This window comes from Nautilia sp. (genome assembly GCF_053994455.1).
Genome location: NZ_JBMYAU010000083.1, coordinates 1 through 17,851 on the forward strand (window position 1 = coordinate 1; position 17,851 = coordinate 17,851).

A 17,851-nucleotide genomic window follows, 5' to 3' on the forward strand; every position below is an offset into this window, starting at 1 on the left:
AAACTTCATAAAAAATTTCTTCATTTATAAAAAAAGGTTTTATTCTATCAATATAATATACATCATTAAATTCCAAAGATTTTCGATAAGGTGTAGGTTGTTTAATGACTTTACCAATTTTTTCATAATATTCTTTTAAATCTTTATCTTCATTAATTATCCTTTCAATTTTTTCTAACTTTTGTAAAATTTCTATACCAAATTTATCTTTCATTAATTTTTTAATCTTCAGTAAATATTCATAATATTTAAATATTAATCTTGTCGCATTTTCTCCAACTTCAGTATAATGAGACATAGATTTTTTAAGTAATTGATGAAAATCTTTTAAAAACTTATATTGACCTTTTGAAAAAATATCATTTTCAATTTCTTTAAAAATTTGATAGCTATAATATTCTTTACCAGATAATTTAACCGTAATAATTTCAACAAAATCTCTAAGACCTTTTAATATATTACTTGAATAAAATTCAATATCATCTGGTTTAATTCTTTCTATATTATCGCATATATATTTGTTTGAACTTTTCAATTGTTCATCAATTGTTCTCATTATAATCCTTCGTTTTATTCAAAAATTATGTACATTTTAATAATTATATCAATTTTCCTAATGTTAATGCACTATACATAATAATATTATCATTTAAACAACGTCTAATTTCACCAGAAAAAATTAATTAAAAAAAGTGTATACAACTAACTGTAGCTTTCAAATGTGAAAGCTATAAAACTTTTAAAGGAGCTAAAATGAGTGTGGAATTAACTGAAAATATTGATTATGAAATTAAAGAAACTCTTGAAAATTTAATTTCAAAAATGAAACAAGATGTTTTAGAGGTTTTGTGCGTTATAAAATTTTTAATCAAACAAAATGAATTTGAATATGCAAACAAAGTTTTATTAAATGCTTTCCAAAATGCAGCAATTGGAAACACTTTTGAAAAAATCTTAAATTTGCCTAAAAGGATAAACAATGAATCAAAATGAAAGAAAATATTTTGTATTAGAGTACATTAGAATGGTAGAAAAATTTATAAAAAATAATTTTGAAGCAATGGAAATGTTTATTGAATTAGATGCTTTTGAAGTACTGGAAAATTTCTTGAATTATTATTTTTCTGATAATTCATATATAGCAATGGTTTTTCTATCCTCAGTAATTGATAAATTAGAGTAAGAAAAATAATCTTCTCTTTCCTCTTTTAAAGAGGAAATTATAACTTTTTATAACCTTACTGCAACTTACAAAAAATAATATCTGCAATAAAATTAAATTTTCATAACCAAATTTAAAAATATTAAAGGTCAAAAGAAAAAGAAAAATTTTTTTATTAATTATCAATAACTTGTTCTATTTTTTGTTTTGCTTTTTCTATATCAGATTTTGTTACAGTACTTTTTTCACTTAATCTCACAGCATAATTAAAGTATGTTTTATAAATTACCTTTGAATCATTTTTATAAGGATAAACTGTTACTTTTACCGGATAAACTTTTCCTTTTATTTTTAAAGCAAAAGTATTTTCTTTTTTTATGTTGAGAGTAGAGACTTTTTTATCATTCCAATAATTATACTTTCCCCAAGTAATCTTTCAAAATTAGCATAAATTGAACTTGAATTATAAGGAGTATTTTTTCACCTTTTAATACATAAGTATTAGTATATAAAGTCATTTTGTCTAAACAAGGATAAATAAAATTATTAAAAAAGAAAACACAAAAATTAACCATTTTTAACAGCAAATTTATCTTTGAATATCACTTTATAACCTATCATATACACTGTAAAGTTAAAAAAATTAACTGCTTTTTCTTCACTTTCAAATTCAATAGTTCCTAAAGCTTTCCTATTTTCATTAAGAAAAAATATTTTATTAGCTTTGACTTGCATATATTTTGTCATATTATGAATAAAAACATTATCAATGTCTAATTGTTCAAAATCAAGTTCAATTTTATAGTTATCTTTTTGAGACTCGAATTTGATTGGCATTGCCTCTCCTTTTAAAAATTATAAAAATTTTTTGAAATTATACAAATTACCCCTCTTAACCATCCAAAAAAGTCCCAGATTATTTTTTTCATTGTTATTTTTATATACATAAATATAAATGTAAGGAGAAAACAATGGAAGAAAAGTTCTTAACAGTTAAAGAAGTAAGTGAAATTGTGGGTTTTAAAATATCTACTATTTATAAGTTTATTAAAACAAAAAATTTCCCTAAGCCAGTAAAAATTGGTTATTCCTCTAGATGGAAATTTTCTGAAATACAACAATGGATGAAAAATTTTATTACTTGATTAACGAAATAGAGAGGGGAAGAATGTAATAATCTGGCCAGTTATTATACTTCTTTTCTTCTTTTTTTGTCAAATAATTTTTTTGTGCAGTATTAAAAAAGTTTATAACAGCAAACAGGTGTTTATTACCTAATTTTTGAGAATTTTAATTAATTGCAAATCAAAGGTCAAAGTGACCTTTTAACAACATTATGAATAAAATTAAAAGGTAACGTGTTGAAAGGAGAAATATTATGAATTATAGTTCTTTAAGCTCAAATTTTGAAAGAGAGTTAAAAAAATTGCAAAATTTAAATGATGCATATTTTAAACTTATTTCTGAATTAGATGATTAAATTATTATTTTTTTTACTTTAACATTTGGAAATACTAATTTTATGAGAGTTAAAGAATATATGGGGTATGATATAAAAATTTCTCAATTAAAACGTCAATGCAAAAGTATTAATTTTTTTTTAAAAAAATTGCGTAAAACAAAAAAAATAAAACATGAACTATACTATTTTGCTGCTAAAGAATTGCAAAAAGAAGAAGCTGATAATTTACATTTACATATGAGTCTTAATATTCACCAGGAAGATTTATTTAATTTTATAGAGTTTATTTATTGGTTTAAAAAGCAAAAATTTAAAAATATTGGACAAATTGGAAGAACACATATTCAAATAAATAAAATTTATAAAAAAGAAATAGATAAATATTATAACTTAGCCCCTGCAAAGGATAAAGATAATCCTGAAAAAATAGAATATTGGATTCCATATGTTGAACCAAGAGCTTTTTCTACAGGTGAGGCAAATTTTTTTGAGTTTATTTCAATAAATGATTTGAAGGAAAGATATCAGAAGAATATTATTGATTATATAACTAAAACTATTATAAGTCAGTATAATTTAAAAGTTATTAGAATGGGAATAATGAAAAATTATAATGAACATCATATAAAAAATCTTGTAAAATCAGCTACTGATTCTGATTTTAAAAAAGATATAGAATTAGTTAGAAGTATTTGTAAAAAAGTTTATACAACCACTCGTTTTCCTGTCTCATATCATACATATCAACGTAATTATATGAAATTAATTAAACAAGATAAAAATTTTAAAAAATTTTATAATGTTATCAAAGCTTGCGAAACAGGTATTTTAGAGTTAAAAAATAATACATTTTATTTTTATGGAAAAGAAGTTATATAATATACTACAATTATTTAACTTCTTTTTCTTCTTTTCTTTTTCTAATTTATTATCTGTTTGGAGTGTTAAGAAAATTATTTTTGGACTATCAGATGGACTATTGAATTTGTTTAGATTTTCAAGATTACCGAATTTACGGGGATTTTAGATGAATAAATGGTGCGGGAGAGAGGACTCGAACCTCCACGCCGTGCGGCACTAGATCCTAAGTCTAGCGCGTCTGCCAGTTCCGCCACTCCCGCGGATTGAGAAGTGGTACGCCCTGCAGGACTCGAACCTGCGACCTACGGCTTAGAAGGCCGTTGCTCTATCCAGCTGAGCTAAGGGCGCTTATATAGAAGCTTGTTGTTGGCGCGTCCGGTAGGACTCGAACCTACAACCTACGGATCCGAAGTCCGTTGCTCTATCCAATTGAGCTACGGACGCTCAATTAGATAGAGCAATGGGGTGGATGACCGGACTCGAACCGGCGACCCCCAGGGCCACAACCTGGTGCTCTAACCACCTGAGCTACACCCACCACAAGTGGGCAGCCCTAAAGCTTCTCACTTATAGCGGCTTAAATGGTCGGAGTGGAGGGACTCGAACCCCCGACCCCCTGGTCCCAAACCAGGTGCGCTAACCAAACTGCGCTACACTCCGCAATTCTTTGTGGACTGAAATTATATGTAAAAAAATTTTTTTTGTCAAGTGTTTTTTTTCTAACGCAATAATTTTTTTAACCGGTTAAATTCCATAGGTTTAAAGAAATAAAACCCTTGCAGATAATCGCAGTTTAAATCTTTTAAAATCTGTACCTGTGTTTTGTTTTCAACGCCTTCGGCGATAGTTTTTAAATCAAATTTATGAGCGAAGTTTATTATCGTTTCTACTATTGCTAAATCTTTTTTTGAATTTGCGATATTTTTTATAAAAGACATATCAATTTTTAAAAAATCCGCCGGTAAATTTTTCAGATATGTTAACGAAGAGTAGCCCGTACCGAAATCGTCTATAGATAGTTTAAAATTTTTGCTTTTAAAATAATTGAATATTTCTTTGGTGTATTCGATGTTTCCGGCTATTTCCCTTTCAGTAAGTTCGATAATTATAGATTTGTTATGCAGCCTGTCGAACAAACTTTCTATATGCCGCTTGTCGGTTAACGATTTTCCGGATATGTTAAAAGAAAGGGGAATGTTCAGCTCGTTTACATATGTTAAAAATTCCGGGAACATTATTTTTTCTATTTCTTTAATCATTCCGCTGTTTTCGGCAAAATCTATAAATTCCCCCGGAAAAACGAGTTTGTCTTCATTTTTTATTCTCAGTAACGTTTCGGCTCCTTCTATTCTAAGGGTTTGCGTGTTTACATACGGTTGGAAATGATAAATGAATTTTTTATCTTTAATGGAGGAGCTTATTAACTGTTTAATATCGGAGTATTCTATAATTTTCTGTTTTATGCTGCTGTTGAAAAACTCATAAGTGAAATCACCTTTTTCTTTGGCTATTTCAAGCGCTAAAAAGGCTTTTTCTATTAATTCTGTAATGTTTTTGGAATCTTTAGGATAAAGGGCTATACCTATGTTTACGGACAGTTTGTTATGGAATATTTCGGTGTTTTTTATTTTGTAAATGATTTTGTTTATTATGGAATAGAGTTCGCTGATTGAAGAATACCGGATAAACACACCGAATTCATCCCCTCCTATTCTTGCGATGATTTTTTCGTTATAAAAAATCGTTTTTAACAAATTCGAAAAGCTTTTTAGGGCTAAATCTCCCTTTTCATTGCCGTTTAGCTGATTGAATATTTTGAAATCTTTTAAATCTATGATTATACAAGCGTATTTATTGTTGCATCTTATATTGTTTTGAACGAATTTGATAAATTCCTGTCTGTTGAATAAATCCGTCAGAAGAACCCTTTTAAGTTTGTTTCTGAGGTTTTTTTCCTGTGTAATGTCTATTGCAAGCGAAATGTAATATTTATTGCCGTCGGGGGCGGTTATGGGGACTATTTTGTTTTTAAGGTGAAAAAGGTTTCCGTTTTTGTCTTTGTTCGTTATAGTTGTTTCGACGACTTTGTTATTTGTTAATTTGTTCCAAATCGCTTTGTAAAACTCTTTGTCGTGAAGATCGGATTTAAATATTCTCGGGTTTTTACCGAGCAGTTCGATGAATTTATATCCGCTTATTTCTTCCACGCTTTTATTGACGTACAGAATGTTAGCGTTTTCATCCGTAATTACAACCCACGAATATGCTTTGTCGAGGGCTTCTTGCAAAAGTTTCAGATAAGAGATGTTTTCGGCTTTTTTAATGGCGAACTCTATGTCCTGTTTGGCTTCTTTGAATATGGATACGCTTGTTTCGTCGAAATCGTTTAAATATTTCGAGCCTATACCTATAGCGGAATAAACAGTGTTGTTTTTAAATATGGGAACTATTAAAAGGGAGCGTATGTTTTTGTTTAAAAAATTTTTGACGTATTCTTTATTGGCTATGTTTCTTGTGTCGTTGACTACCAAAATGTCATGATTATCGGCAAAATTCTGATTTTTTTCAAAAACGGTTTTTAAAAAATCCAGAAAACTTTTAGTATAGTCGCCTATAAAAAATTTGGGTTCGATTTTATCGTTGTTTTTTTTCATGGCGCATACGAATTCGTAATTGCCTTTTACATATATGTTTTTGATTATATTTATATAGATCTCTTTTTCCGATTCTTTTGTTATGATGGTCTGGTTTATGTCTTTTAATATGTCTATTAAAAATTCTTTTTTGATTTCGCTTGTTACGTCTATCCCTAATACCAGTCCCGCAAAGGAGTTGTCGTCGAGTTTAATTGTCTGAGTGAAAAATTTCATTAAAAGGCGTTCGTTTTTTTTATTATAAACTTCAAAAGGCTCATATGTCGCCGGAAATTCTTCTCCTCTTAACCGTTTGTCGACAATCTGTTTTATTTTTTTTCTGATGTTTCCCGGAGGGAATATTTTTTCGGGGGAGAGCTGCAGCATTTCTTTTTCCGAATAACCTAAAAGTTTTTGAAAGTGTTTGTTCGAATAGATTATTTTGGTTTTGTAAACCATTACCGCAACGTAAGGCTGATTGTTGAAAATTTTAATAATCTGTTCCAGGTTCATTTGTCCCTCTGTTGTTTGGTTCTTGTTATTATACAATTTTATTTAGGATATTCAATATTTCTTTGAAAGGGATTAATTCGTCGGGCGGCTGTTTTAGAAAGTTTTCCATTGCTTCTTTTTTGTCAATTGCTTCGTCAAGTTCCGGATCCACGCCTTTTTGGTACGCTCCTATTCTGATTAACACTTCGTTTTCCTTCAAAAGAGAATAGAGCCTTTTAAATTTCCGGGCTTTATTTAGATGTTCTTTTGTCACCACGTTTCCCATAACCCTGCTGGCGGAATTCAGAATATTTATAGGCGGATATATACCGCTGTCTGTAAGTTCCCTGCTTAAAATAAAGTGTCCGTCAAGAATGGAACGCGCCTGATCCGCAATCGGGTCGGCCGATGTATCGTCACCTTCGACGAGCACGGTAAAAAACGCCGTAATCGAGCCTTTGTTTTTTTCTTTTCCCGCTCTTTCCATAAGCTGCGGCAAAAGCATAATTGCGCTCGGAGGATATCCCTTGCTCGTAGGAGGTTCTCCCATGGCAAGACCTATTTCCCTTTGAGCCATGGCAAAGCGTGTAATGCTGTCCATTAAAAACAGAACGTCTTTTCCTTCGTCTTTGAAATATTCGGCAACGGCCATAGCGCTGAAAGCCCCGTATTTTCTCATAAGCGCCGAGTCATCGGAGGTGGCTACGATTATTACGGTGTTTGTCAAATCGCCTCCGAGCTGGTGTTCGATAAATTCGGGAATTTCCCTTCCCCTCTCGCCGATAAGGGCTATTACTTTTATATCGGCGCTTGCGCCTTTTACAATCATGCTCATAAGTGTGGATTTTCCGACTCCGCTTCCGGCAAAAATCCCGAGTTTTTGACCTTTCCCGCAGGTTAAAAGCCCGTCGATTGCTTTTACTTTCGTTTCAAAAACTTCATTTATTACGCCCCTTTTCATAGGTGAGATGGGTTTTGTCATAATAGGGCGTTTGGTTTCGAAAAAAATATCCCCTTTATCGTCGATGGGATTCATAAAAGGATCCACAACCCTGCCCAGAAGCCCTTCGCCTACGGGGATTTGCATTCCGTTTTCGTCTATATAGATTTTGTCTCCTATTCTGAATCCTTCTAAAAAGGAAAAAGGCGTTACTACAAAACTGTTTTCGTCGAGGGCCGTAACCATTCCCAAGATCTCGTGGTTGTTGGAACATATTTTTACAATATCTCCTATTGAAGGGTTCAGCCCAGAGGCTATTAAATTTGTCGGATTGATTTTTTTAACAATGCCGAAAGGTTTTGAAAGCGGTTTTTTGCCTATTTTGTCTTTTATGCTGCTAAGAGCCATTCTTATCCTTTAAAGGATAAAAATTTATTAAATTCTCGATTCTCAATTTTCAATTCTCCGTTTGTTAAAAATGTGTCTGAACGGGGGCGTTTATTATATTGAAAAACTCCTCCCTCGTTTTTTCTTCAAGGAAAATCCCCCTAAGCGCACTGCTTGAGGTGTATGAATGTTTTGTCTCAACGCCTCTCATTTCCATACACATATGCCTTGCGTGAATTACAACCCCCACGCCTTTTGGCTGAACGACGTCCATAATGGCGTCCGCTATCTGTTCCGTTAGCTGCTCCTGAATTTGAAGGCGTCTTGCAAACACGTTTACCATTCTCGGAATTTTGCTTAACCCCACTACTTTTTTGTCGGGAATGTAAGCTACGTGCACTCTTCCGAAAAACGGCAGAATGTGGTGTTCGCACAGTGAATAAAACTCTATGTTTCTGACTACCACCATTTCATTGTTCGTACTTTCGAAAAGTGCGTCGTTGAGAACTTCTTTTGGGTCTTTGAAATATCCGCTGCAGATATATTCGAAGCTTTTGGCAACCCTTTTAGGGGTTTTTACGAGTCCTTCTCTGTTTGTGTCTTCTCCTACGGCCTCAAGAATCATTTTAGCCGCTGATTCAAGTTTTTCAAGATCCACGCTCATTGTTATCCTTTAAATTTTTTGGTATTATACCCTTTAAAAAAAGGATTTTAATGTTAGAAACAAAAAAAACCGACTCTGCTAATAGTATAATCAAAGCTGTAATCGAAAATCAAGAATTAGAAGCAAAAAAAGACAAAATCGCAAAACAAATAGCAAAGAAAGCCAAAATCCAAGGTTTCAGACCCGGAAAAGTCCCTGTAAAAGTTGTAAAGAAAATGTATGCCGCGGATATAGAACAGGACGCCGTCAGCGAAGCTGTAAGGGAAGTTCTCGACAAAGGTCTGAAAGAACTCGGAATTAAAGATATGATAGCCGAACCGGAAGTGACCAAATTTGACAAAAAAGACGATAAAATCGAAGTTGAAATCAAAGTTTACACAAGACCCGAAATTGAGATAGGTGACGAATATAAAGAGTGTGTGCCTGAAGTTGAAGTTCCGGAAGTGAGCGATGAAGAAGTTGAAGAAGAAATTAAAAAAATAGCGCAGGCTCAGGCCGAAACGAAAATTTCACAAAAAGAGCAGCTTGAAAACGGAGATATAGGGATTATCGATTTTACCGGATATATAGACGGTGAAAAAATGGAAAACGGAAGCGCCGAAGCGTATCCTCTTGAAATAGGAAGCAATTCGTTCATTCCCGGATTCGAAGAACAGCTTGTGGGTATGAAAGTAGGTGAGAGCAGAAAAATAAAAGTTACGTTTCCGGAAAATTACGGAGCTAAAGAAATAGCTGGAAAAGAAGCGGAATTTGACGTAACACTTCAGGAAATTCAGGAAAAAGTGCCCGCCGAAATAAATGACGAACTTGCCAGAAAATATATGGCAAAGGAAGACGCTACTTTAGACGAGCTGAAAGACATGATAAAAAAATCTATAGAGGAGAGGAAAAAATCGGAAGCTTTCGCCCCTAAAAAAGAGGAAATTCTTGAGTGTCTCGTTAAAAAATATGAGATAGATCTGCCTGAGAGCGTAGTTGAAAAAGAAGTTGAAATAATGATCAACAATGAAGCCCAAAAAATGAATCCCGCCGAACTGAAAGAACTTCAGGAGAATCCGGATAAAATTAAAGAACTTAAAGAAAAACTTTTACCTGAAGCAAAAGAGAGGGTGAAACTTACGTTTATAATCGATGCAATCGCTAAAAAAGAGGGTGTTGACGTAAGCGATCAGGAATTAACGCAGATCTTATATTACGAAGCGATTATGCAGGGGCAAAATCCTCAGGATGTGATAAAATATTATCAGGAAAACAACCTGCTGCCTGTTATTAAAATGAATTTAATCGAAGAAAAACTTCTAAACAAGCTTTTAGAGGACAACATAAAAGGTGAAAATTAATGAGTATTTTGATTCCGACCGTAATTGAAAAAACCGGCAGAGGCGAGAGGGCTTACGATATATACTCCCGTCTTCTCAAAGACAGGATTATTATGCTTCAGGGTGAAATAAACGACCACGTATCAAGCATAATCGTAGCCCAAATGCTGTTTTTAGAAGCCGAAAATCCCGAAAAAGACATATATCTGTACATAAACTCCCCGGGGGGAGTCGTTACAAGCGGAATGGCGATTTATGATACTATGAATTACATTAAACCCGACGTGGTTACCATATGTATGGGACAGGCCGCAAGTATGGGCGCTTTTTTGCTTTCAAGCGGTGCTAAGGGTAAAAGGTTTGCGCTTCCTCATGCGAGAATTATGATTCATCAGCCTCTCGGAGGTGCGCAGGGGCAGGCTACGGATATTGAAATACATGCAAAAGAGATTCTTAGAATGAAAAAAGATCTTAATAAAATCTTAGCCGAAAACACCGGGCAAAGTGTAAGAAAAATTGAAAAAGACACCGAAAGGGATTTCTTTATGAGTGCCGAGGAGGCTTTAAAATACGGGCTTATAGACAAGGTGCTCAAAAAAAGAGAAAACTGATGATAGATAAAAAAGATGAAAAGTTTACCTCGGTTGATCCCGTCGCAAAACTCAGCGAACCCTCCTCCCCCCTTGAAGAGTTCGCAAAAAGGGTTTTTGACAAAATAATCGAAGAAAACGTTCCGCCCATCCCTTATTACTATAAAATATATTTTTTAAATATGCTTGACGAAGAAAGTGAAAGTTTCAGAAAGCAGGTTTACGAATACATAACGTTAGAAGAAACCAACGAACTTGAAAAAGATCTCGAAATAGAAAAAAAACTTAAACTTTCATTCAAATATTCAAAAGAATTGCTGCAGCATACCGCGATTTTGTATAAAAATTCGCAGTCTATTAAGGATATTTTTGAAAAATACAAAGAAGAAATGCAGCATATCGTCAACCCCAAACTTTTTGAAAGATTATTGAATATTTTCGAAGAAAAATTAAACAAAATAAACGAAAAGTTCGATACGGAACTTTCGCAGATTAAAAAACTGTATGCTAAAAACGTGGAAATACTTAAAGATATCGAAAGCAATTCCGTTTTTGATGCAAGATACGGGATTTACAATAAAAAATTTTTTATAAAAGAACTGAAAAAAGAGATTAAGCTTATTGATAAATTCAAACACAGCAGCAGTATTGTGGTGTTAAAAGTAAAAAAAGAGATATTCGGATCGTTAAAATCCGAAAAGTCCAAAATTCTGCTTAACAGAAGCGTTGCAAAAATAATGTTAAAAACATCGAGACGTACCGATATCGTTGCCCATCTCTCAGAGGGGATTTTTGCGATGCTGCTAAAGCATACCGACAGGGTGGGGGCGTGTAAGACGGTCGAAAGATTAGCGGACGTTATTAATAATTCGGCGATATTTTTAGAAGGTGAAGAAGTCAACATCCAGATAGTTGCCGGTGTTGTTTCCATTACTCCTTACAGTGATGTGGACATATGTATTTCCAATGCATTGAATATGATGGAAAAAGCAGAAAAAGACGATGTTTTATATTATATATACGAAGGAAACTGATGGCCGTATTAGATATTGTAACGTATCCTAACAGTGTGTTAAAACAGATTTCAAAACCGGTTGAAAGATTTGATAAGGAGTTATATAAACTTCTTGACGATATGTATGAGACCATGATAGCCAAAAACGGAGTGGGACTTGCTGCCATTCAGGTCGGCGTCCCGATAAGAGCCCTTTTGATAGACATAGGCGATGAGGAGGGTAAACAGGGTAAAGACACTCTTATAGAAGTGATTAATCCGGAATTTTTAATGTGGGACGGTACGCAAAAAGACACGGAGGGATGTCTGAGCGTTCCGGAGTATTTTGATGAAGTCGAAAGATACAAAACGGTAAAAGTTAAATTCTACGACAGATTCGGAAAAGAGCATATTGTAGATGCAGACGGACTTTTAAGCGTGGCGTTTCAGCATGAAACGGACCATCTCGACGGACACCTTTTCATAGAAAGGCTCGATTACATTAAAAGAAAGAAGTTTGAAAAAGAGTGGAAAAAACTGCTAAAACAAAAACGAAAAAAATAAATTCGGCAACGCTTGAAGGTTTTACCGCCCGGAAAGTGGAGGTCGAAAGCTCTTTTACGAAAGGACTGCCCGGATTTGCGATAGTAGGGCTCGGTTCTCAGGCTATTCAGGAAAGCAAGGAAAGGGTGAAATCCGCACTGTTAAATAACGGTTTCGAGTTTCCGCCTCTTAAAATCACAATCAACCTCGCACCGGCTGATCTGCCAAAAGCCGGCTCTCAGTTTGATCTTCCCGTAGCGCTTAGTATTTTATACCATAAAAAAGATATCGATTTGAGCGAATATCTTGTTTTAGGCGAGCTCGGGCTTGACGGAACTCTTAAAGACACCAATTCCATTTTTCCGATAATTCTTTCTCTTAAGCCGAAAAAAGTGATAATCCCTAAAGAAAGCGCCGAAAAAGTTAGTAAAATTCCGGGCGTTGAGGTTTACGCTTTTTCTCATATAGGAGAATTCGAAACTTTTAACCTTTCGAAAACGGAAAACGGCGGGTTTAATTACGAATATATTAAAATAAACGGCAAAAAATATTATTATTTTGAAAATTTCAAACTCGATTTCAAAGACGTACTCGGTCAGACTCTTGCAAAAGAAGCGGCGCTGATTTCCGCGGCGGGATTTCACAATATTTTGTTTGAGGGCAGTCCGGGTGTCGGAAAATCGATGATAATAAACAGAATGAGGTATATTCTTCCCCCTATGAGTCTTGAAGAAATTCTTGAAGTGGAAAAATACAATTCCCTTGAGGGAGGGGAAGTTACGTTTAAACCCTTAAGACCTTTCCGCTCCCCTCATTATTCATCTACAAAAGCGGCGATTTTCGGGGGAGGTTGTAATTCTCAAGAAATAATCCAACTTCTCAAAAATTATTCCAACTTCTCATCAAATAATCCAACTACTTTTTCTTATTACTTCTTAAAGGGTAAAAAATGTTGTTAAAAGAAATATTAGATGATAAATTATTTAATACTCCATTATTAGTAAAAGGATATTCTAATTTCAAAATATTTAAAGATAAAAAAGAGTTTCTATTAAAAGTGGGATTAGAAAATAAGGAAACAAAAGAAATTTTTGCAACTGATAATCTGCAACCTGAATTTTTAAGTTTGTTTCCTTTAAGAAGCGTGATACATAAAGGAAAGATAGAAAAGTTTGAAGGTTCTGTAAAAGAAATTATACTAAATTTTGATAAAGTTAAGTATAAAAAATTTAAAGATATAGATAATTCTGATTTAAAAGATTTAATTAATAAACTTTTTTATTTTAATAATGAAACTTATTTTGCTAAATATAAAAATATTGTAATTCCTTCTCTTATAATAGGTCAGTATTTTTACTTTCCTAACACGAATGTTAGAAGACTTTTTCGGAAAGAACATATTGATGCTTTAGCATATGAGGTTAATTGTAATAGTGGTCATATTGTTTTTAAAAGAAATGTAAAAAATGAAGATATAACTGCTATATTTGCTTATTTGTTTGAATGTAATGAATATTTTGCAGAATCTTTTTCAAATGCTTTTTCTATAAATATTGATTACCCTTTAAAAGAGAATTTAGAGCTTTATTCTCCTACTTTATTTAAGTTTCCACAAATTGATAAAGAATTAAAACTTGTAGTTAGAGGAGAAAAATTTAATAATGTTTTCATAGTGTATGAAATATTAAATTTTGATTTTAGACAAGTAATTGATTTAGAAAAATTAGAAGTATCTTATTTAGGTAATAAACCTTTAGAAAAAAGATTTTTAAAAACAAAAACAATAGCTTCTAAAATACCTGCAAATAAAAAAAATATCTCTCAAATTGAAAGTTATTCAAAAAAATTTGAAGAAGCTATTTTTGAAAGTTCGGAATTTTTAATAAATAAAGAAAATCAAATTAAAATAGAAAAAGTAGAACCTAAAAAATTTAATATCAGTAATTCTCAAACAAAAACAATAAAAGAGAAAGAAGAAAATAAAGGAATAAGTTTTGGAAATTATGAAGATAATAAAAGTGGTTTTGCAAATGGAAATATTGGAATTAGTAAAAGCGATATTTGTTCTACTTTAAAGGACTTTATTGAAAAAAATTTCACAATATTAATCTATGACTGTAAAAATCAAGAAAATTACGCTTATTTTCATTTTGCTCTTATTTTTAAAGATGGTTCTCATAGAGAATATTTAATTACTAAATTAAATATTCATAATAGTGCTACTTATGTCTTCAGTTCTTCTGAACCTGTAAATTTTTTTAAATATATTCCAAATGAATTATTTAGGATTATGTCAGAAGGTAAAGGTAAATATGCAAACAGTCTTGATGAGTATTCAAAATATTTAATGGAAAATTTTGGAATTTGTTTTCATACTTCTTTAAAGAAAAAAGAACAAGAAACTATTGAAAATTGGTTGAAGAGATTAGGTAAAAAATTAATAGAATATAACAAATGTAAAGGAATTAATTAGGAGTAGTTATGAATATGAAAGAACTTGAAAAAGAAATTAAGTTATTAATATATGAATTAACGGGAGCTGAATTTGAAAATTTTATAGTAAAAGTGTATAAAATAGAATATGGAAATGATTTTATTAAAATAAAACCTGATGGAAATATTGGAGATTTAGCAAATGATGGTTATATTTGTGGCGAATTGTTAATTCAAGTATATAGTCCTGAAACACCAAAAGCAAGTGAAGCAATAAACAAAATTTCTCACGATTATGAAAGAGCAAAAAAATATTGGGATTTTAAAGAATGGCATTTTGTTTATAACGATAAATTCAGGGGAATACCTACGAGAGTTGCACTGCATGTTGAAAAACTAAACAAAAACGAAAACATTGAATTAAAACTAATATCATCAGAAGACATTATAGATAAAATATTGTTGCTTGCAAAAGAAAAACCATATAAAATATGGGCCCTTATAAATTATAATAAAGAAATAGAAAACTTTGATGATTTTGAAATACTTTCTTCTGTAATTGATTACTTAGCTACACAATATGAAATTAAAAACTCTGATATTGAATTTTATAATTTTGCCAATAGAGATTTTTTACCTGGAACTCACAAAAAAATTGAAATAAATATAAAAGATGAATCTTTTAAGGATTTTTTTACTAAAATTGTTTTACATTCTAAATATATAATTAATCAATATCAAAATTATATAAACACTGAATTAGAGACTATTGGTAATCATATTAAAAAATTATATAATACTTTTAAAGAATTTGGTGCAGAACAAGCAATTATAGAAATACATAAAAGCCTAAAAAATGAACTTTTAAAAAATCATATGTATGACAAAAATATAGATTTAGCATGTTGGGTAATAATCGGATATTTTTTTGATATTTGTGATATAGGGGAAATTTCAAATGGTAATGGGGAATAAAATATTCAATTTAGAAGATACACTTTTTGTAATTGGTGCTGAAATAATTGAAATAATTAGAAATAAAAACCTAAAAATAGACAAATTACACAAAGAGCTCAACAAAAGATATGTAAAAGAAATTTCATTTGATAAAATGATGTATGCGCTTGATTTTTTATTTATTTTAGATAAAGTGGAAATAAAGGAAAAAGACATAATAGGATTAAAATGAAACTAATTTCCCTTACAAGCCCAAATCCAAAATTTAAAGACATTAAATTTAAAGATGGTCTTAATATAATTATTGGAGAAAAAATAACATCTAATAAAAAAGAAAGTATTAATGGTGTCGGTAAAACTTTATCAATAAAACTTATTTCTTATATGTTAGGAAGCCAAGATGTTTTTATTTCAAAAATACTTCAAGAAACTGATACAACATTAAACTTATTAGTAAATATCAACGACAAAAAACACTTAATCACAAGAGATGGAAAAAAAGTACTCTTAGATGAAGAAGAAAAAAATATAAAAGAATTAAGAGAATTTTTAACCATTCCTAACATTCCTTTTTCTTTTAGAGACATTTTTTACAGATTTTGCAGACAAAGTTATAATTTACCAACTCAACAATTAGAACAAGAAGAAAGTTTTAAAAATAATAAAGTTAACGCCTTTTTATTAAAACTTAATTATGAACTAATTTCTCAAAAAGAAGAATATTACAATAAACAAAAAGTTCTCAACGAAATCATCAAACATTTAAAACAATTAGATAAAGAAATAGATAAAGAAAAAATATTAGATTTAAAATCAAAAATTAAAAAAATTGAAAGTGATTTAAAAAATTATACTTTTGCAGAAGATTTTGAAGAACTACAAAACGAAGTAGATAGTTTAACAAAAGAAATAAAACAAATAAGAAACTTCATTGCTATAAAAAATAGAGAAATTAAAATCAGAGAAGAAATAATAAAGGAAAATTCAAAAGAATATGATATTGACCTTAAAAGAATAGAAAGTATTTATAAAGAAACTCAATTTTTCTTACCAAATGAAGTAAAAAAACATTTAGAAGCCGTTAAGGAATTTCATAAAACTCTCAAAAGAAATAGAATAGAAGAAGCAAAAAACGATATTAAAATATTTAAAAAAGAAATAGAAATTTTAAAAAATGATATGCTAAAAAAAGATGAAAAAAGAGCTAAATTATTAAAATTATTAGAAGGGAAAAAAGCATTAGAAGAGTATTTTAATTTGCAAAAAGAAAAAGAACTTTTGCAAGAAGAATTAAATACTCTTTTAGACAAAGAACAACAAATTGAAAAATTTAAAGAAGAACAAGCTAAGTTAAAAATAGAAATAGATAAATTTAAACTGCAACTAATTCAAAAAGAAAAAGAATTAGAAAGTCAAATAGAATATTTAACAAATGAATTTAGAAAAATATCTTCATTGTTTTATGAAAAAAAACCAGGTGTATTAGATATAAAAATTAATGACTCTATGAAAAGTAAATATCTTTATAAAATAGAACCTAAAATTCAAGGAGATGAAAGCAGTGGCATCGGAATGATAAAAATTTTTATTTACGATATGTTAATTTATAAACTAAACCATAACTTCTTAGGGTTCGTTGCTCACGATAACATTTTATTTGATAGTGTAGATGAAAGACAAATTGCTACAGCTTTAGATTATGCAAAAAAAAATTTATCTCAATATATATGTTCAATAAATGATACAAAATTTTATAATGCTTTAAAATTTTCAGATAAAAATTTAGAAAAAGATATAATCTTAAAATTAACGGAAAAAGAAAAACTATTTGGAGTAGATTTTTAATTTTTGTATCATTCTAATAGAGCCCATCAGATAAACTGTGTAAACCGTAAACCTCATACTTAAACCTTAAATGTATTTTACTAAAATATCCTGGAAATATATCACAAGCTGAGGATAAATTTCCGACCAGTTTCTGATTCTAGAGCTTTTCCATTTTTCCATCACCTCCTGAGTTGAAGTAAAAAGGACTTTAAAAGCCGCTTCTTTTGAAGGAAACGAGCCTTTTTGCTTTGTTTTTCTTTTTATGATAGAATTTAGAGATTCTATCGGATTAGTGGTATATATGAGCTTTCTTACGGCCTTCGGATACTTAAAAAAGGTGGAGAGCTCATCCCAGTTTCTTTTCCAGGAATCATAGATATGCGGATATTTTTTAGACCATTTATCATTGAAATATTCAAGATTTTGAAGGGCAAGTTCTTCCGTATCTGCTTGATAAATAGATTTTAAATCTTTAGCTATTTCTCTTCTGTCTTTGTAAGACACAAATTTAAGTGAATTTCTTATTTGATGAACCACACATTTTTGAATTTCAGCTTTGGGATATACAGCTTTTATAGCTTCGTTAA

18 protein-coding genes, 5 tRNA genes and 1 pseudogene are annotated in these 17,851 nt (G+C 30.9%); 13 read left to right on the forward strand and 11 right to left on the reverse strand.

The window, feature by feature from the left end:
* Positions 1-556 (reverse strand): annotated as a pseudogene (locus ACXJIE_RS06150) (helicase); the annotation flags it as partial.
* A 197-nt stretch (positions 557-753) separates the two neighbouring features.
* Between ACXJIE_RS06150 and ACXJIE_RS06155 the strand changes: the two are divergent.
* Positions 754-993: a hypothetical protein gene (locus tag ACXJIE_RS06155; protein WP_456480092.1), complete on the forward strand. Its 240-nt coding sequence runs from the start codon at positions 754-756 to the stop codon at positions 991-993.
* Positions 980-1,183, forward strand: a complete 204-nt coding sequence (locus ACXJIE_RS06160) for a hypothetical protein (RefSeq protein WP_456480093.1) — start codon at positions 980-982, stop codon at positions 1,181-1,183. Before ACXJIE_RS06155 ends, ACXJIE_RS06160 begins: the two co-directional genes overlap by 14 nt.
* 546 nt (positions 1,184-1,729) lie before the next feature.
* Here ACXJIE_RS06160 and ACXJIE_RS06165 read toward each other — a convergent pair.
* On the reverse strand, positions 1,730-1,999 hold the full coding sequence (locus ACXJIE_RS06165; protein ID WP_456480094.1) for a hypothetical protein: 270 nt from the start codon (positions 1,997-1,999) through the stop codon (positions 1,730-1,732).
* A gap of 134 nt (positions 2,000-2,133) precedes the next feature.
* Between ACXJIE_RS06165 and ACXJIE_RS06170 the strand changes: the two genes are divergently transcribed.
* Both ACXJIE_RS06170 and ACXJIE_RS06175 read left to right on the forward strand, forming a co-directional pair.
* Positions 2,134-2,307 carry a helix-turn-helix transcriptional regulator gene (locus ACXJIE_RS06170; protein WP_456480095.1) on the forward strand — a complete coding sequence of 58 codons (174 nt, stop codon included), beginning with the start codon at positions 2,134-2,136 and terminating at the stop codon, positions 2,305-2,307.
* A gap of 377 nt (positions 2,308-2,684) precedes the next feature.
* Positions 2,685-3,503, forward strand: coding sequence for a hypothetical protein (locus ACXJIE_RS06175; RefSeq protein ID WP_456480096.1), 819 nt, complete (start codon positions 2,685-2,687; stop codon positions 3,501-3,503).
* Positions 3,504-3,660: 157 nt separating this feature from the next.
* Here the strand turns inward: ACXJIE_RS06175 and ACXJIE_RS06180 are convergent.
* From ACXJIE_RS06180 to folE, 8 genes are all read right to left on the reverse strand, one after another.
* Positions 3,661-3,745, reverse strand: a tRNA-Leu gene (locus tag ACXJIE_RS06180).
* Between the two features lie 11 nt (positions 3,746-3,756).
* Positions 3,757-3,833 (reverse strand) — tRNA-Arg (locus tag ACXJIE_RS06185).
* A gap of 19 nt (positions 3,834-3,852) precedes the next feature.
* Positions 3,853-3,929 (reverse strand) — tRNA-Arg (locus ACXJIE_RS06190).
* A gap of 17 nt (positions 3,930-3,946) precedes the next feature.
* Positions 3,947-4,023, reverse strand: a tRNA-His gene (locus ACXJIE_RS06195).
* Positions 4,024-4,067: 44 nt separating this feature from the next.
* Positions 4,068-4,145, reverse strand: a tRNA-Pro gene (locus tag ACXJIE_RS06200).
* 59 nt (positions 4,146-4,204) lie between these two features.
* Positions 4,205-6,631: an EAL domain-containing protein gene (locus tag ACXJIE_RS06205; RefSeq protein WP_456480097.1), complete on the reverse strand. Its 2,427-nt coding sequence runs from the start codon at positions 6,629-6,631 to the stop codon at positions 4,205-4,207.
* Positions 6,632-6,659: 28 nt separating this feature from the next.
* Positions 6,660-7,958: a flagellar protein export ATPase FliI gene (fliI, locus tag ACXJIE_RS06210; protein ID WP_456480098.1), complete on the reverse strand. Its 1,299-nt coding sequence runs from the start codon at positions 7,956-7,958 to the stop codon at positions 6,660-6,662.
* Between the two features lie 64 nt (positions 7,959-8,022).
* Positions 8,023-8,601: a GTP cyclohydrolase I FolE gene (gene folE, locus ACXJIE_RS06215; RefSeq protein WP_456480099.1), complete on the reverse strand. Its 579-nt coding sequence runs from the start codon at positions 8,599-8,601 to the stop codon at positions 8,023-8,025.
* Between the two features lie 50 nt (positions 8,602-8,651).
* On the opposite strand from folE, the gene tig reads away from it, so the two are divergent.
* Genes tig through ACXJIE_RS06260 form a run of 9 tightly spaced genes read left to right on the forward strand, consistent with a single transcriptional unit; the run spans position 8,652 to position 17,282 of the window.
* The gene (gene tig, locus ACXJIE_RS06220; RefSeq protein WP_456480100.1) at positions 8,652-9,941 is read left to right on the forward strand and encodes a trigger factor; all 1,290 of its coding nucleotides are present in this window, start codon (positions 8,652-8,654) and stop codon (positions 9,939-9,941) included.
* A complete protein-coding gene (clpP, locus tag ACXJIE_RS06225; protein WP_456480101.1) occupies positions 9,941-10,531 on the forward strand; it encodes an ATP-dependent Clp endopeptidase proteolytic subunit ClpP in 591 nt (196 codons plus the stop codon). Before tig ends, clpP begins: the two co-directional genes overlap by 1 nt.
* A complete protein-coding gene (locus tag ACXJIE_RS06230) occupies positions 10,531-11,544 on the forward strand; it encodes a diguanylate cyclase (protein ID WP_456480102.1) in 1,014 nt (337 codons plus the stop codon). The genes clpP and ACXJIE_RS06230 overlap by 1 nt, the downstream gene beginning before the upstream one ends.
* Complete coding sequence (gene def / locus ACXJIE_RS06235) at positions 11,544-12,068, forward strand: peptide deformylase (RefSeq protein ID WP_456480103.1); 525 nt, start codon at positions 11,544-11,546, stop codon at positions 12,066-12,068. Before ACXJIE_RS06230 ends, def begins: the two co-directional genes overlap by 1 nt.
* Entirely contained in the window at positions 12,032-13,006 is a 975-nt protein-coding gene (locus ACXJIE_RS06240; RefSeq protein WP_456480104.1) for a magnesium chelatase domain-containing protein, read from the forward strand. The genes def and ACXJIE_RS06240 overlap by 37 nt, the downstream gene beginning before the upstream one ends.
* On the forward strand, positions 12,997-14,520 hold the full coding sequence (locus tag ACXJIE_RS06245; RefSeq protein WP_456480105.1) for a hypothetical protein: 1,524 nt from the start codon (positions 12,997-12,999) through the stop codon (positions 14,518-14,520). Before ACXJIE_RS06240 ends, ACXJIE_RS06245 begins: the two co-directional genes overlap by 10 nt.
* Before the next feature lie 8 nt (positions 14,521-14,528).
* The gene (locus ACXJIE_RS06250; protein ID WP_456480106.1) at positions 14,529-15,455 is read left to right on the forward strand and encodes a hypothetical protein; all 927 of its coding nucleotides are present in this window, start codon (positions 14,529-14,531) and stop codon (positions 15,453-15,455) included.
* Positions 15,445-15,669, forward strand: coding sequence for an ABC-three component system middle component 6 (locus tag ACXJIE_RS06255; protein WP_456480107.1), 225 nt, complete (start codon positions 15,445-15,447; stop codon positions 15,667-15,669). Before ACXJIE_RS06250 ends, ACXJIE_RS06255 begins: the two co-directional genes overlap by 11 nt.
* Positions 15,666-17,282 (forward strand): DUF2326 domain-containing protein, encoded by a 1,617-nt coding sequence (locus ACXJIE_RS06260; RefSeq protein ID WP_456480108.1) that lies wholly within the window; start codon positions 15,666-15,668, stop codon positions 17,280-17,282. Before ACXJIE_RS06255 ends, ACXJIE_RS06260 begins: the two co-directional genes overlap by 4 nt.
* 66 nt (positions 17,283-17,348) lie before the next feature.
* Here the strand turns inward: ACXJIE_RS06260 and ACXJIE_RS06265 are convergent.
* Positions 17,349-17,851: IS256 family transposase (locus ACXJIE_RS06265; RefSeq protein ID WP_456480109.1), on the reverse strand; the 503-nt coding region annotated here is incomplete at its 5' end.